This is a genomic window from Polynucleobacter sp. KF022 (assembly GCF_027924105.1).
Classification (GTDB): Bacteria; Pseudomonadota; Gammaproteobacteria; order Burkholderiales; family Burkholderiaceae; genus Polynucleobacter.
The window spans coordinates 300741-316822 of sequence record NZ_AP026972.1 but is presented as its reverse complement, the minus strand read 5'-3'; the positions used below and the strand labels follow the sequence as shown (position 1 = coordinate 316822).

14 protein-coding genes are annotated in these 16082 nt (G+C 37.7%); 1 reads left to right on the top strand and 13 read right to left on the bottom strand.

Annotated elements, in window-relative coordinates; all coding sequences use genetic code 11:
• Window positions 1-68 precede the first annotated feature (68 nt).
• From PKF022_RS01720 to PKF022_RS01710, 3 genes are read right to left on the bottom strand one after another with little or no spacing between them, the layout of a single operon-like run.
• Window positions 69-1256, bottom strand: a complete 1188-nt coding sequence (locus PKF022_RS01720; RefSeq protein WP_281776968.1) for a hypothetical protein — start codon at window positions 1254-1256, stop codon at window positions 69-71.
• A 7-nt stretch (window positions 1257-1263) separates the two neighbouring features.
• Complete coding sequence (locus PKF022_RS01715) at window positions 1264-2319, bottom strand: hypothetical protein (protein WP_281776967.1); 1056 nt, start codon at window positions 2317-2319, stop codon at window positions 1264-1266.
• Window positions 2316-3236 carry a glycosyltransferase gene (locus tag PKF022_RS01710; protein ID WP_281776966.1) on the bottom strand — a complete coding sequence of 307 codons (921 nt, stop codon included), beginning with the start codon at window positions 3234-3236 and terminating at the stop codon, window positions 2316-2318. Before PKF022_RS01710 ends, PKF022_RS01715 begins: the two co-directional genes overlap by 4 nt.
• Window positions 3237-3533: 297 nt before the next feature.
• Here PKF022_RS01710 and PKF022_RS01705 point away from each other — a divergent pair, with 297 nt between their 5' ends.
• Window positions 3534-4352: a class I SAM-dependent methyltransferase gene (locus tag PKF022_RS01705; RefSeq protein ID WP_281776965.1), complete on the top strand. Its 819-nt coding sequence runs from the start codon at window positions 3534-3536 to the stop codon at window positions 4350-4352.
• A gap of 142 nt (window positions 4353-4494) precedes the next feature.
• On the opposite strand, the gene PKF022_RS01700 is transcribed toward PKF022_RS01705, so the two are convergent.
• From PKF022_RS01700 to galE, 10 genes are all read right to left on the bottom strand, one after another.
• Window positions 4495-4629 carry a hypothetical protein gene (locus tag PKF022_RS01700; protein WP_281776964.1) on the bottom strand — a complete coding sequence of 45 codons (135 nt, stop codon included), beginning with the start codon at window positions 4627-4629 and terminating at the stop codon, window positions 4495-4497.
• A 238-nt stretch (window positions 4630-4867) separates the two neighbouring features.
• Entirely contained in the window at window positions 4868-6196 is a 1329-nt protein-coding gene (locus PKF022_RS01695; protein ID WP_281776963.1) for a flippase, read from the bottom strand.
• Window positions 6197-6600: 404 nt separating this feature from the next.
• A complete protein-coding gene (locus PKF022_RS01690) occupies window positions 6601-7437 on the bottom strand; it encodes a hypothetical protein (RefSeq protein ID WP_281776962.1) in 837 nt (278 codons plus the stop codon).
• Window positions 7438-8790 (bottom strand): hypothetical protein, encoded by a 1353-nt coding sequence (locus PKF022_RS01685; protein WP_281776961.1) that lies wholly within the window; start codon window positions 8788-8790, stop codon window positions 7438-7440.
• Between the two features lie 173 nt (window positions 8791-8963).
• Window positions 8964-10052 carry a glycosyltransferase family 1 protein gene (locus tag PKF022_RS01680; RefSeq protein ID WP_281776960.1) on the bottom strand — a complete coding sequence of 363 codons (1089 nt, stop codon included), beginning with the start codon at window positions 10050-10052 and terminating at the stop codon, window positions 8964-8966.
• A complete protein-coding gene (locus PKF022_RS01675) occupies window positions 10049-11170 on the bottom strand; it encodes a glycosyltransferase family 9 protein (RefSeq protein ID WP_281776959.1) in 1122 nt (373 codons plus the stop codon). Before PKF022_RS01675 ends, PKF022_RS01680 begins: the two co-directional genes overlap by 4 nt.
• A complete protein-coding gene (locus PKF022_RS01670; protein WP_281776958.1) occupies window positions 11167-12363 on the bottom strand; it encodes a glycosyltransferase family 4 protein in 1197 nt (398 codons plus the stop codon). Before PKF022_RS01670 ends, PKF022_RS01675 begins: the two co-directional genes overlap by 4 nt.
• Entirely contained in the window at window positions 12363-13643 is a 1281-nt protein-coding gene (locus tag PKF022_RS01665; RefSeq protein ID WP_281776957.1) for an oligosaccharide flippase family protein, read from the bottom strand. Before PKF022_RS01665 ends, PKF022_RS01670 begins: the two co-directional genes overlap by 1 nt.
• On the bottom strand, window positions 13636-15051 hold the full coding sequence (locus PKF022_RS01660; RefSeq protein WP_281776956.1) for an O-antigen ligase family protein: 1416 nt from the start codon (window positions 15049-15051) through the stop codon (window positions 13636-13638). The genes PKF022_RS01665 and PKF022_RS01660 overlap by 8 nt, the downstream gene beginning before the upstream one ends.
• A 29-nt stretch (window positions 15052-15080) precedes the next feature.
• The gene (galE, locus tag PKF022_RS01655) at window positions 15081-16082 is read right to left on the bottom strand and encodes a UDP-glucose 4-epimerase GalE (protein WP_281776955.1); all 1002 of its coding nucleotides are present in this window, start codon (window positions 16080-16082) and stop codon (window positions 15081-15083) included.

Below are 16082 nucleotides of genomic sequence, written 5' to 3'. Positions count from 1 at the left end.
TTTATAAAAATTAATAGGGAAAACAATAAGATAGAAATTCTATTGTTAAGGTATGGCGATGTCCTCATTTAGAATTTATAAATCAATGGCAAGAATGGTGAATACGTGCTAAATAATCCGAAGTCACTATCTAGACTCATAAGATACCTATAATAGAATCTATATAGCATTACTAACATTACATATATTTGGACTAATAAAAAAATCATAATATAATTTTGATTGGATGCCAATTTAATTTTTTTAAAATCTATTATCGAAGCAATCAACATTGGTCCACTAAAAAAAATTATCAAATAGAGTCTTACAGCAAGGAGTGGAAAACTAAAGAGAAAAGTGTGGGATGCTGCCATCAAAATCCAAGCATGAGCAAATAATCCGCTTCTACTATACCAATAGCCTAGCAAATAAACTGGGAATGACGATAATATATCCTTACTTAAATCAATATTATCACCGTTAATATTCAACTTCAGAAAAATAGTTTTTGACTCTAATTCTTCAAGGAACTGAGGTATTAAATCTATGGATTTATATAATATTTGATTATCTAAATATATAATAATTAAAGCAGATAAACTTCCGAAAAATATTGCACGATATTTAACTGATAAAGCAATGATAAATGCCAACAAGGTGGTGGAGTGAGTAAATAAAGCAAGAGAAAATAATATTATTTTTTTATTGGCTAAAAAATAACATAGAAATAAGCATGCTAATGCGGCCCTAGTAAATTGAGTGGCCCAAAAAAAAGCCCCGCTTACTAAAAATATATTAAATAATATAAATAACAGATTTAAAGTTGTTTTATTTTCATTAATTCTAGATATAAAAATATAATATGTAGCCAAGCCAATAATTGTAGAATTAATAAATAACAACTGAATTGGCTGCAAACTCTCTGGCAGCATCCAGTATAAAAAATAAAGGATATACTCCGATCCTTTATTTTGCATACAAGCACTTAAAGTATTACTACATAATTCATAATTTTCATAATATCGAATAAAGTCATCGCCATTGGTTGCATATATTTTTCTTGAGGAATATGCCGAAATAAGAGTAGAAATCCCAAAAAATAAATAGGCAATACATGAAAATAAACCTCTCCTTAATATATAAATTAATCCAGAAATTAAAAAAGCTATATTTAAAAAAAAGGCTGGTAGCGCTAGACTGAAAATAGGTATTAACAATCCCAGTAAAGATATATTTATCCTTAGATTTTTTAATTTAATGGGATTTAGCAACAACATTCAATGATTATAAAGTCATGTAAAGTATGATTGATCTCAAACGCGTTAACTGGGCCTTTGTCCTTATTATCATTTTTTTAAAATTCCATGGAGACTCAGCCTCCTCTTCGATTGTCGCTTCCTCTTTATTAAATCGAATGTCCCGAACCAGCCTTATTGCTCTTCTCATTTCTGCAATATATGGCTTGTAGATTAATTGCTTTTGCCTGCCGCTAAGTACATAACTTGGGTTGGTTAGCTGAACCACATTTTTGCCAACCTCCCTAACCACCTTGAAAGAAAACTCTCCCTCCATCTGCAATGCATGAAAATGAAAGAAAATCAGTGGCTCATTATCAACATACACTCGGTTGATTTCATCTGCCGATACTAGGTAATCGCTTACGTTCCAGGGCGCAACATTTCCACCGAGTCTATTTAATGCTACAGCCCCTTGAAATAGCTCCGGCATACTTTCAAGATATTTCTGCTCTCCAAATTTACCGTCCTCATAAAAACGGCGACACCACTCTAGACACCGTTTTCGCCACCACAGCAAAGCCTCATGCCCTATTTTGTCATTTTTTACAGCAAGCCATCCAGCATTAAAAACTCCAGAAATCTTAGGGGTCATACCCAACCTAGTAGCTAGCTTTGAAAATCGATGCTCTGACAGTAATACAGAGCAATTATCAAGTTGATCGTATAGGTACTGGGGATCTGAAAAAAAGTACAGATCCGTATCCATATATGTCAGAAATTGAATTTCAGAGTTGCATGAGAGTAGGTAAAGCATCCAGCAAGGTCGAAGCGTGCAGTTGTATTCAAATACATCCCTATACCGCTTAACCGAATAAAGTTCAACATCAGTTTTTTCAAACTCTGTCAGTGGGACTAGTCGAACGTGCTCTAAATTTAGTTTGAATAAAAGCTGATAGACCTCGTCACCATCACACAGAACCCAAAAAACAAATGGATTTGCACTATGACGCAATAAGGACCAATAAAGAGCCAATAACTTAGGAAGGCTACTTACTCCGAGTGAAGTGCAAAAATGCAACTGAATGGGGTTATTTTTTTTCATGGAAGAGCTTTCGACGAATTACCACTAATAAAACTGGAATGATTGGGCGCTAGTCCAGATTTCTCATTAAATATATCAGACAATTGATTAATAACCGAATCAATTCTGTTATCAACAGTATGGTATTTTTTAACTTTTAACTGTCCTGATTTTGCTATTGCTTTTCGCTCATCCTCATGCTGTAGGTAATATTTTATTTTTTGACATAGGTCCTCATAAGTGTCATAAACAATGATGTCCTTTCCATCTTCAAATAAATCTAAAAGACCGTTACCAATCCGATCTGTTAAAAGTAGGGCGCCACATGCAAGCGCCTCAAAAACCCTATAATTTAAATCGCGATTCAGACTCAGATTAAAAACAATTTTGGTGGAGCTGTACTCAAAGGCCATATCATCCAAAAATAAATTATTTTTAATATTTATTTGTGGAAAATCCACTTTAAGCATATTTATGATTTCTACGCGCTTTGAATGGACTGAATCCATAGATCCGACAAAAGAAATATCATGAACTCGTGGCACATTGAAATCTAGTGCCACATCCAATGAAGCGCTCCCTGGAAGCCAGAAAGCATTTTTACCAAAGGCCTGAACATCATCCTTCATAGAAACAAAAACTCTATCGAAATATGGCGCCTTAGCAACCATTAAATCAAGAAATTGGTGACTATCGTTAACCCACCATAATTTAACAGCTGAAATTGGTGGGAAAGCTCTAATAAACTGGAACTCCTTGCTTACATGGCCGCTTTCAATCTCCCAAAATACATCCACCTTTAGCCGATTAGCTAGTTCAGCAATCTTTTTGTGCGATCTGGGCCCATCTGAAATATGAAATTCATTATTAGGCCCGCAACCAAAAACCTCAATATTTGGATAACGTTTCCGCAAAGCAATATTTACAAACTCAGCCATATGGTGTGATACACGGTTATAGCAAAGTAGTATTCGTATAGATCCATGCTTTGCCGAAACTTTATTGATAATACCCCGATATAAGAAGCGCTTTCGCCTAGATCTCTCAACCCAGGCTTTTAAGCGCATAATTACTAACCCAATTGAACGCCTGGGATTTTTAAAATGAAGTAAATAGGACATGTATTTTCTCTGGACTATGATCCACTTAATTTAATTAGCATAGATAAATGAAAGATTTAACATTCAACGTGCCCATACATTATAATCAAATGCTATTTTTAATAGAGGCAATAAATGCAATATCAGAAATGTCCAATATGTAGCTCCTCTTCCCAGTTTATTTTTAATTCCAAACATAAAAAGAGTATTTACGAATGTTCCAACATAATATGTGGCCACTTATTTACACCAATTGAAAAAGAAACTCAGGGCATTTGCGAACGCGCCACAAATATTGAGGACGAATCAGATGAGTTTCTACGTATTTATAACGAGAGAAATATTAGACTGCTTAAATTATTTAACAAGCGTTTAGCTAAAAATAGTTTACCAGTCAAACTTCTTGATTTTGGAGCTGGAAATGCTCACATCTCAAGATCTATTAAGAAAAAGTTGGGCGATAAGTGTGTTATTTACTGCATTGAATCCAACCCCATTTGCTTTGACCTTTATTCCAAATATCAATTAACTCAAATTAAAAGAATTGAAGATCTAAAGGAAAAAGTAGATCTAATTTATATGATCGAAGTCATAGAGCATCTCGAAGACCCAATAACAACACTTAAAAACTTAAGCAGCAAACTCACCCAGGGTGGCTTCATTTTTCTATCAACACCTCTTGGGAAATCCGAAGAGTCATCAACAATTGCATATGATACAAAGTCTCACTTACATTTTTTTACGGAAAGATCATTAAATCTTGCATTAAAAAAAGCCGGTCTTTTGGAAATTAAATATCAATTCTTTCCACAAATGTACCCTTTACCAGAAAAATGGCCGCTATTATTAAATTACGCAAGAATTACAAAATCATTTTTAAAGAAATTGCTGGGGAGTCTAGGCTCAAAGAATAGAGTTAGCCACCTGGTTGGATTTACAAAGAAAATTGATTAATTACTCTCTGGCAATTAATTTAATCTAAACAAACTTAAGTCAAGCTGTTATTTTTAATTTAAGCTTACTCAATGCACCTACGCACAACCTTCTTAAAGCAAGCAATCGTCTCTTTTAGGCCGTCCTCAAGATGGACCTTAGGCTACCAATCTAACTTTGCTTTTGCTAATTCGATATTTGGTTGACGCTGTTTTGGATCATCTGATGGCAGCGGCTGATGAATGATCTTGGATTTACTGCCCGAGAGCTTAAGAATCGTTTCAGCCAATTCCAGCATAGTGAACTCACCTGGATTGCCAATATTGACTGGGCTAGTAAAGACCTATTCAGAGTTCATCATTTGCTCTAAACGCGAATTGGAAAAAAATGAGTCAGTGAAGTAGTTATCCACTGCCAATAAATCATTACCATTTTAAGGGCCTTCTCAGTTAGGTGGGCGCCTAAAAAGCCTATGTCTGTGGCGATAAGTATTTTGCAAAATCAATAAACTTCGACTAATTTGATAGTCGTATTTTTTATTGCCTCTTTATCCCAAGCTGCATAAAAAATAATTCCTTTGAAAAAATAATATTCACAAGGACTGCCGAACATAATTGAGAAAATACTGCCGTAATTGCTGCTCCCTGCAACCCTAAAATTGGAATTAAAAATAAATTTCCCATGACAGATACTGCTGCACCAATAAAAGTCTGGAAAAGCATTACATGTGATTTTTTATAATTAAGTATCCAAATACCTTGAGCAAGTCCCAAGAAAATTGGAACATTGGTAAATACGTAAATACTTAAAATATTACCTGCTGCCTCAAACGAGGATCCGTAAAGAAAAACTAGTAACGGCTTTGCAATAATAGCAATCAGAATTGAAATTCCTACACTCATAGCTAAGAATAATCTGAACACCAGCAATAGAGAGGCATTAAAATATTTTTTGCCTTCGAGCTTTTTTCTCGCCATATATGGGCCGAGACTAATGCACACTAACATTGGAATTACATTCCATATACTGGATATCGGCAACATAGCAGCATAAAGACCTAAAGCAGAATCGTCCAAGATATTCTTGACCATAATTTGGTCTACTCTCATATAAACTATTATTGCTAGACTACTCAGAATGTATGGCCACGATTCATTGAGTAGAAAACCCCATCTTTGGAATTGATTTTTCCATCTATTATTCATCGGAAATCTGCGATAAGCGATAAATAAACCAAGCGCATTCAGTGCTGACTCTAAAGCAATTGCTATCGCGAAGGCAAATAATGGGGCGTCCATTAAAATCAGAAAAACTTTAAAAATATTTGAAGCCAAATATGCGCACGATTTTGTAATTACTGTTCGACGACTTTGGCTTTGACTTTGAAACCAGAGATCTACCGTATCTGATGCCTGAAAAATTAAGCTTGCGCCTAGTATCATTACGATGAGCAAGCTATTGCTAGAAAATCCATCCATCATGCCAAAGCCAAGTACAACAAAAAACCAACAAACTAAACCTGCCAGAATCCGCATACAAAACACTGTACCCAGTATTTCATTTTGGCTATCTTTATGGCTAGCCAGATCCCTTACAACTATCCCATCCAAACCAAGATTCACAATGGCCTGGAAGATAGCAATAAATGCAATGCAATACGATAAATTACCAAATTGACTTGGGCCAAGATATCTTGCGATCCATGCACCGACAATAATTCCCAAAGAAGCCCGTAACACTTTATCAAAGAACAGCCAACCAATATTGTGGATCACGGCATGTAAATTATTTCGCCCGACTAATAATTTTCGCAAAGACAGTGGCATTATTTTTAGCCACCAAGGATCCTGCGTTTTTAACATCATTCTATTTCCGCCAACAGTAATAATTTAATATTTTTTAGGAATGTCGAGAAAATCATGAAGTTAATAGACTTTATAAATTTATTAAATTATTAAATACTTTGTTGCGGCTTAAGAACTTTTGTACTTTATCGATACGGTAATGTATTGATAACTAAATACCTCTAAATATAGAACTTCTTATATTCTAGCAAGTACTCGGTCAAAATAAATTTTTAGACTTTGTACTAATGTAGGCAGTAAATTTTTTCATACAAAAGAACTCTAGCAAAAATTAGTTTCAGCGCAAGCCACCTTAACAAGCGCTTTTTAAATAGGTACTTGCAATTATTTTTAAGAATTTATTACACATGCACATTTTTGAATGCCTGCTGACTTATTACCCCTCTTCGAAGAGCCATGCGCTACTATCTAGTGCTACGCCCAGAGATACCAGCCGCTAACTGACGCGCCAAAGCAAGCAGCAAACCTAAACATAATCCACTAATTAGCCCACCTAAAAGAACCAACGACTTTTTTGGTGTAACTGGATTGTTGTCGGCATTAATCGGCGAAATCAGATAGGCTTCCTTATTTTGATAACTGGTTAAAATCTTTTTTAGCTGCTGTATTTCGTTGGTCAATACCCGCACTTGCTCTAGATTCAAACTCAAGCTAAAGATAGACGAGACATTAGACTGACTGTCTTTAGAAATTTCTGCTCGTAAATTTCTTAACAGAGCTTCCTTTTCCAACAACTCGATCTTAATAAAACCCAAATACTGATTGGCCATTTGCGATTGGCTAGACTTAATGAACTCAAAAATAGCTTGTGCACAAGAGCTGGCTAATTTAGGCGAACTGGCAGTAGCTTTAAGATCCACGATATTAGGCGTGCTCTTGATTGGCGCTATACTAAAATAAGAAAATGGGGTAACGACTTCATCTTTCTGAGCGCAAGCCTCGATTACTTCAATTGGATAGGATTTAGACATTTTTAGGCGAGCAATGAGGTTCGCTGGCTCTTCTACAGAAATTCCCTGAGGGCTATAAATATTACTTGTATTATTAGCAACTTGCGCCATGACAATAAACGCGTTTGCCTCGTACTGCTTTTGAGCTAAAACCAAATAGATGGTGGAGATAGCAAGACCAATCACACCTGCAAGAACAGCCTCTCGATACGCGCTCTTAAGAAACTGCAACACATCATTATTAGAGATTTCCATCTCATTTATTGTAGTTGTCTGAGGACCCTTGAACATTCAAAAATATAACGATTTAGTCTTAGAAGAGATAAATTCGTTGTTGCTTCCTATTTTATAGTGTAAATGTTTATGATTTACAGCGTTCGATATAAAAATTCCCATTAAAGTAATTGATAAATATTTATATGTTGTAAATTCTACCAACCCCTTGCATAAATAAAAACTTATAAAGCTAATTAATAGAATCCATACCCAAGATTTTATTTCCAGATTTTTATTGTTGATACCTACAAAAGACCAATAAATAATGCCAGCAGTCATCATAAACTGGGCAAAAATAGCGCATACACCCCCAAGAAACCCAGTAGCCAAAAACCAATTATGCGTACTACCGACATTTATCGCATTTGGGTAACTTTCAGAATATAAAGCGTAGGCCTCATTCCAGGCAGGCACACCAAAACCATACGCAAGAAGAGGTGCTTTGCTAATAAAGTAAATTCCCGGCATCCAAGTATGCTCAATTCGATCATAAATTTGTAGGCCACGGTCTATGGCCCCAGAATAGAGTTTTGGCGCTAAAAAACCTAAAATAAAATTTACGAGTAAATAAACAAATGTAATTACGATTAAAATTGAACTAGCTCGAGCAAGACCTAACTGACGACATTTAAAGTAAAAAAATATTGTTATTTGTAACAAGATTATGCCGTAAGTAGATCTTGCACCAGTTCCACCAGCTAAAAAAATGATCAGAATCAACAGTAAATAAAGCATTAATTGATAAAGCCCACCATGAGTGATCTGACTTTGATTTCTATTATCTTTTTCACTGGTAGCGTTTAATAAATGCCCCAATAAAAATGGGTATAAAAAAACATAGCCATCCCCAAACCAACGATGAGAAAAATCCTCGCCTATCTTGCTGAAATTAAGGTATTGCCAAATATAAAGTGCGATATCATTAAGCGCCAGAATGATAAGTGCTGCCAATAGGCAGTTAAAAATAAAACGTATTGATTCTTTATTTAGCGGAATTACCAGCAAAACAATTGCTGGTAAAGCTATATGAACACCATACTGCGCAAAAAAAGCAATCAGACCATTTGTTTGGGGCAATTGAAATAGAGTGGCCGTAAAAAAAAGTATGCTGATCACTAATATACTGAGGCAAATAACAATTGCACTTTTTGAGCCTGCAATAGAAGTAAAAATTAACTTAACGTTGGCACGATTAATTAAAGGAAGGCCAATAATGATTAATACTAGGGCATAAAAGTCTACTGGTTTGGCGAGAAATTCATTAAAAACGAAGATAACATAGATGCTAAAAAAATAAAGGTATAAAATTTTGCATGATCTTTCTGCAAATCCAGCTTTAGCCTGTTTCAATAATCGGTTTAAATTCATGAGCATATTCTATCAGGCGCCCTATAAGACCAAAAAAAGTTATCTAATTAGATGACTAGGATTACTTGAGCCTCAGAGTAAATTCTTTCCAATACGCCTGGAAACTTACTTTTTAGGGTTACAGGTGAATTTATTTTTTATTTTGGCCTATTTTCCTAATACAGGCGTGATTATTAATTTTGCGCCTCCTCGTCTAGTAATAGGGCGGTCTTTTCGATCGTTTTATCCCAGGTAAATTCTTTCGCCCTATCAAGACCTTTAGTATGTAACTCATTTTGCAAAAGTGGGTCAACAATTAATTGTTCAATTTTTTGAGCAACATCATTAACGCTGTAGGGATCGCAATATAGACTTGCATCGCCACATACTTCTGGCAAAGATGCTGAATGCGAAACAATAGTGGGAATACCTGCAGCCATAGCTTCAAGTGGTGGCAGTCCGAAACCCTCATAGATGGAAGGAAAAATAAATACGCTTGCGTGATCCATATATGACTTTAAGAGTGCCTCAGGCACAAAACCGGTAAAGTGAATTCGATCAGGATAAGCTTTTGCAATCTCATAAACTGTTTGATCAGGGGAATGAAAACCATCCTTTTTTCCAATGATCACTAAATCATGTGGGATTTTTAAAAGTAATTTTTGATAAGCGAGTACTAAATTACTCAGGTTTTTATTCGGCTTAACATTTCCAATAAATAAAAGGTATGGCCGCGGATGTGGATTCGGTAGGCTTGAAAGATTGAACCAGTCTTTATTAACCCCTAAAGGAATGGCGTGCACTTTATCCACATCAGAGTCAATGTATTTTGCAAACTCAGCCTTGCTAAATTCCGAGACAGTGATAATTACATCTGCCTTATGAGCAAGTCGATTAAGCATCCACTTAGCATAGGCTTTTTTATGAAGCCCTCTCACTAAATCAGGCATAGCTAAGTGAAAAAGATCGTGGACGGTGGCAACTAGCTTCCCGCGATAGCCTATAGGTGTTGGGTAGTGGGGAGAAAAATAAAGTCTGCTCTTGCTTGGAATTAACCTAGGGATTTCCCACTGTTCTTTTAGGGAATACATTTTTGATGATGCTGAGATAACCTTAATCTTGGCATCACTAGGCAACTTAAGCGAGGCAATTTCTTCAGGCTTGCCAAGCAATGCGAATTCATACTGCGGCAAACTGCGTATCACCCCCGGCACAAGCTCTTTAATGTAGGTACCAATTCCCGAAGCATTGATAAAGCGCACATCAATAGTCATCATTGTCATGATGCTTTAATACCTTCTTTTAGCGTGATATTTTTTTGATGTAGCAGCACTTCGAGGCGCTCAAAAAATAATTTTTCACTTTTTTTAGAGTCCTGTCGCATATCAATTAATTGCGTAAGGCCGCCAAGAGGTTGCCAGCGCTTAAGATTGGTTTTCCCAAAAGCAGCAATTAATGTTGGTACTTTGTAATTTGAAGCAATATGTGCGGCAACTGATTCAACGCTGATTAAAAGGCGTGCTCCAGCAATGGTTTGACAAAAGTCTTTAAACGATAATCGACCCACCCAATTTTCAACCACAATTCCATTAACCCCCTCCGCTAGAGCCTTAGCTATTTTTTGCTCACGCTCACCGTGCCCAGTAATAACTACACGCACATTTCGCATTTTTAGATGATTGAGCACCTTTTGCCACCCATCAATACTCCATTCCTTACTCGGCTCACCAGTGCCTGGGTGTAACACAACGTAGGGCATATCCCCTGTAATAGTGGGAATACCTTGTTCTAACCAAATTTGATAATCCTCTAGTGACTTAGGCTCTCCAAGAAAATCCTCCAGCACTTTCACCTGGTGTTGGACTTCATGCCAATCGAAATGCGCGGTATTAAATGATTTAGCAAGCAAAGGGCCATACCCAGCTGATGAGAATCCTACTATGGGAGCTTTCAATAGCCTATCCACTACCGGTATATAGCTAGGCTCGTAGGCATAAACGCTAGCAACTAAGTCGTAACGCTCTTTTTGTAGCTCAATTTTTAACTGTTGATACCCAAGATGATATTGGAGTTGCTTATCTTGGACTGAAATAGGACGACGATTGAGCATAGGTAAATCAAGCGTGTAAATCTTATGGACCGCTGGATGCGCCTCAAAAATTGGCGCACTCCAACTTCCGCACAGTACATCAATAATGAGATGTGGGTATTGTTTCTTGAGCTCCCTAAGTACTGCAGTGGTAATGACTGCATCACCTAAATGTGCTGGATTGGCAATTAAGATCCGCTGCAACTGCTGCGGCAGCGGTAAAGGCTGGCGCAAGACAGAGCACAATTGGCACCACCAATCAATTACCTGAAGTCGTATTTGAGCGATGGGATTACGACGAAAATATTTCATGAACGCACAGAAGGTAAAAGTTTCTGATAAAAATTGATAAAAGCCTGAGCAAATTGCTGTGCACTGCCCCTCCTGGCTCTTAGCTGGAGATGTTGACATTGATCTGGACTCATACTCAAAGCCACCTGAATTGCATTACAAATACCTTGATGATCACCCTCTTCAAAGGTTCGTAACTCGTCCCCGATGACATAAGGAATTGCCCCTGAGCGACTACCCACCACCGGAATACCGGCAGCCATTGCCTCTACCAAAACACGGCCATACTGCTCTTTCCAGAAAACTTCGGTATGCGAAGGCAAGGCCAACACATCAACCTCTTGTAGTTGTCGCGCCAAACGATCTAGCCCCATGGGAGGAAAAATTCTCACTCGGTCACTCAAGCTTAATTGAGCAGTCTTTTGTTTAATAAGCTCTTCCTCAGGCCCCGCCCCAATCAACAGCAAAATACAATGCTCTGGCAACAAAGTTAAAGCATTTAAAAGATCTAAAATTCCTTTTTCCGGAACAAAGCGCCCTACATAAGCTATTACACTTGACGTTTCAGTACTTTTTTGAGTTGTCACTTTTGAATGCGCATTAAATAAATCAACATCGACGCCGCACCACTGTTCTTGCATGGGTAATTTCCAACCGGTTTGTTCTATGACTTGAGCGCACTCTTGATAAGAAATAAGGGCTCCATGAATCAATTGAACTCTAATCGGTTGAAGCAATTTATCAACGAAGATATAGCGCAAAGTCTTTCGTATAAATGGTAAAAAGTGTTTTAATGGATCACGTAAAAACCATTTAAATGGAGGCGATTGATTGATATTTTCAAAGCCGTAACAAACAACTGGAATCCTCAAACCACTAACTTTGACAGCCAATCCAATCAGAAAGGCATTAATCGAATAAGCCTCATCTAAAACAATGACATAGTCAGGTTTTTGAGTAGCGATCACTTTTTGAAGGTCAAAGAAATTACCCCACTTGATACGTAAGCGACTGCTACGTACGCCAACCATTTCATATGCTTTTGGATACAGCAGTTCATCGGATTCACTGCTGACTGAGAAAATTGGATCTTGCCCGCGCCCTTCAGGATAGACGACGGTTAATTGACTAATACTGGAATTGTGTGCAAATGCCTTCAGTAAATACTGAGCGTGTGCCAGAGCCGCATCATGAAAGTAGATTAAGGTATGCATTAGAAGCGGTTAGTTACCAGTTTGGCAAAGTAATGCCATTCTTTGTAGCAAGTAAAAATAGCTATAACATTTTTACGGTTAAACAAAAGATCAGACAGAATTGTCAAGGCAAACATGCCTGACAAAGTAGTGGCTACCGCACCAAATAAACCATAAGCCGGTATTAATTTATACCCAATAATTAAGCTTGCTAATAAACCAAAACTGGAGCACATGGCTGGCAGCCAATAATTATTTTGCAAAATCAAAAACATGCCACGCACAGAATTGAGCATGCTAAAAAAGGGTCGGAGAAATAGCCAGGGTAATAAAACTGCTGCTTGAGCATACTGACTCCCATATGCATAGGGAAAGATAAGCGACAAGATAATCATTGCAGGTATAAGAGTTAAATACACCATTATTCCCAACAAATAGGTTCTGCGACTATATTGCAAAAGATTTTCCGCGCTTACTATCGAAGCTAATTTAGGCATCAGTACCGTTACTAATATCACGCAAACAACATCAATAACCTCAAAAATTTTCAACGCTGCAGAGTATTGCCCCAAGGACTCCCAACCCAAAAACTTCTCTACTAGAAAATATTCAATTCTTACTTGGCACATGATGATGGTGCCTGCCAAAATAATTTTCCAGGAACGTTGAATTAATGCTTTAGCATAGACTGGCTGGAATATGCCTTTAACGTAAGCTTTACCACGTACAAATAATTTGAATGCGCCAGCAGTAATGATGTATTCACTAGTCATTGCCGCTGCCAAAAAAGTAATGGGCAATCCTAAGAAAATGACTAAACACTTTAGAGCACTACCGGCTAATGAACCAAGACTCCTACTAAAAGCAATTTTTGAAAATTGATCTTCGACTCGTAAACGAAACTCATATATATCGGTTGCTTGAATTGGCAAGTAGGGCGCCAAAACCAAAGCAATCCAAAAAATTTGCGTGAACCCATACTCTTGATAAATTAAAAGCAACACTAAACTTAAAGCCAGCATACCCCCTAATAAACGCATGAGCAAAGCAGTCTTTTGCATATCTGCACGAGAAATATTTTCATGATCCAAAGCAGCCATGTCACGCGGGACAATATCATCAAAACCTAAAGATGAAAGACTGCCAAATAGGCTGGCTGTAGCTAAGACATAGTTGAGCTGACCAAATTGTTCTGGGCCATAAAAACGGGCAATAAAAATGCCGACTGCAAAACTAACTGCTAATCTCAAACCACGATCGAGCAATAAGAAAAATGAATTGGTAATAATCTTCTTATGCATGCTCTTTTTTTAGAGTTGCAGATGAAAAACCTAAGCTCGTGACAAGGGCAATCATAAATACAAGGGCATCTATGTAGACCTTGGAAGAGAGTTCGGTAGTGCAATACATTAAGAGCAAAATGCCCAAACACCAACGACTAAGGTCTCGCCAAGGTTGCGGAGTTTTTTTGGATTGGTGCCACGCCAAGAGACCAGCTCCCAATATCAATACAAGTCCTGGAATTCCCATTCCCAGAGTCCAATCTAGCCAACCACTGTGACATTGCTGAACCTTGCTCTCGGGCCACTTTTCTCTAGCTAGATGCCCAAATGATCTTTCGACTAATCCATAACCCAAGGGTCGCTCTTCAATCAATCTAATCGCCACCACTGCCCAAGCCAATCTTTCATAGTTAGAGCCAAATACCGGCTTTCCAAATTCATTGATCGGCTTTTCATTGTCGGGATCCTTCCATAAATCATAGCGATCAACATCTAGCGCTATCCGAGCATCAGAAGCCAATGAATTCCAATGATGATTGGTACGATATTGGTGAATTGCCAGAGAGAGGGGAATGGCTAAAATCATGATCGCAATAAATAGATTGCGCTTTGATACTGTTTTTGAGTTCAGTGCATGAATCAAAATAATACCTAATGAAATGAGTATTAGGATAAATCCGTAAAGCATACCATTTCGGATAACTAAGCTATAGAAGTTAAAGAAGACTGCCACAATGCTAATGCTATAAATCAGCGTTTCTATTTTCATTAACTTATCTTGTAAGGCCGCCTGAGTGATGCGCGCTATCGAAATAGCCAGAAGCGGTAAACAAAAGAATACATATGATGATTTGTGCACAAAATATCTTGCATGCTGCTGATCGTTATACAGCTTTAAAAAATCAGGGATTTGAATATCCCAATGGGTAAAGCTATAAAAAGCAAAATATTTCACTAAATAAATCAGTGTTGGTAGTGCAATACCTGCATAGACTATCCACCAAGAAATCCAGACAGCGCCAGAGCCCTCGTTGCTATTTTTATAAATAGTACTAGCCTGTTGAGACAAGCTAATGCCAAAACCAATGGCAAAAATAAACCCTATCAGGGTACGCTTCCAGATAGTCGAAAACTCATACCATTGAGCCTGATAGTCAGTGCTTAGTGTAAATAGGCGAATCACAACCCAAACAAAGAGTAGGAGCAATAATGCTAGCGGAACAGCATATTTACCAAGCAGTAAAGAGCGATTTTGATAAATGACGTAAACACTAATGAGCGCGCCTACAATTAGACAAATATGACGCACTAAAATTGTCTCGGGCAATATCCAAATCCCATTGAGAATGGCAAAAAGCGCGCACTGAAGATAAATGACCCAGTTAGGTAGAGTTTGATATCTTGATGTGCTAATAAGTGAACTCATTCTATATTTGATTAGTGATTTTCTAGGCTCTATTTACTTAAATTTTCCTGAAATTTCCAGGAGCTATCGCACATCGTTTGCAAGTCACGCTTAGCAGACCACCCTAATAATTGTTTTGCCTTATCTGCTTTAGCAAAATAGATTGGTAAGTCCCCACTACGACGAGGCTGAACTTTTTTAGCAATTGTGCGACGGGCAGATTTTTCAAAGGCTGCAATTACCTCATATACGCTGCAAGGAATACCCGTTCCTAAATTAATCACCTCAAAACCAGGACAGTGATTTACGTAATTGAGCGCTGCCAAGTGACCCTCTGCCAAATCCATCACGTGAATATAGTCGCGCTCACCAGTACCATCTTTAGTCTCGTAGTCATCTCCAAAGACATTGAGATGCGGAAGCTTGCCAATAGCAACCTGGCATACATAAGGCATTAGATTATTAGGCACGCCATTAGGCACTTCTCCGAGCAGACCAGATTCGTGAGCACCAATCGGATTGAAGTAACGCAAAGCAACTATGGACCAGGCTGGATCCGACACGACTAGATCCCGCATAATCTCTTCGGCTTGTAATTTAGTTTTGCCATAGGTATTTATAGGGGCCAGCGGATGATCTTCATCACAAGGTAAGTAATGAGGAATGCCATAGACTGTCGCACTCGAACTGAAAATCAGCTTGTTAATCTTCTGCACTTGCATTGCCTCAATTAACCCAATAGTACCGCCCACATTATTGTCGTAGTACTTCAGGGGGTCTTGCGCTGACTCGGAAACGGATTTAAGTCCCGCAAAATGAATCACGACCTCAATTTGATTTTCTGAAAGCACCTTACAGAGCATTTGGGTATCCCGTACATCTGCCTCGTAGAACGGTAATTTTTGGTTGGTAATTTTTTCCAGATTAGCTAGAACACCAATTTGGCTGTTACACAAATTATCTAGAATCGTGACTTGATGACCTTGCTGACTAAGCACTACAGCAGTATGGCTTCCAATAAATCCTAGACCACCCGTTAGAAGAATATTCAT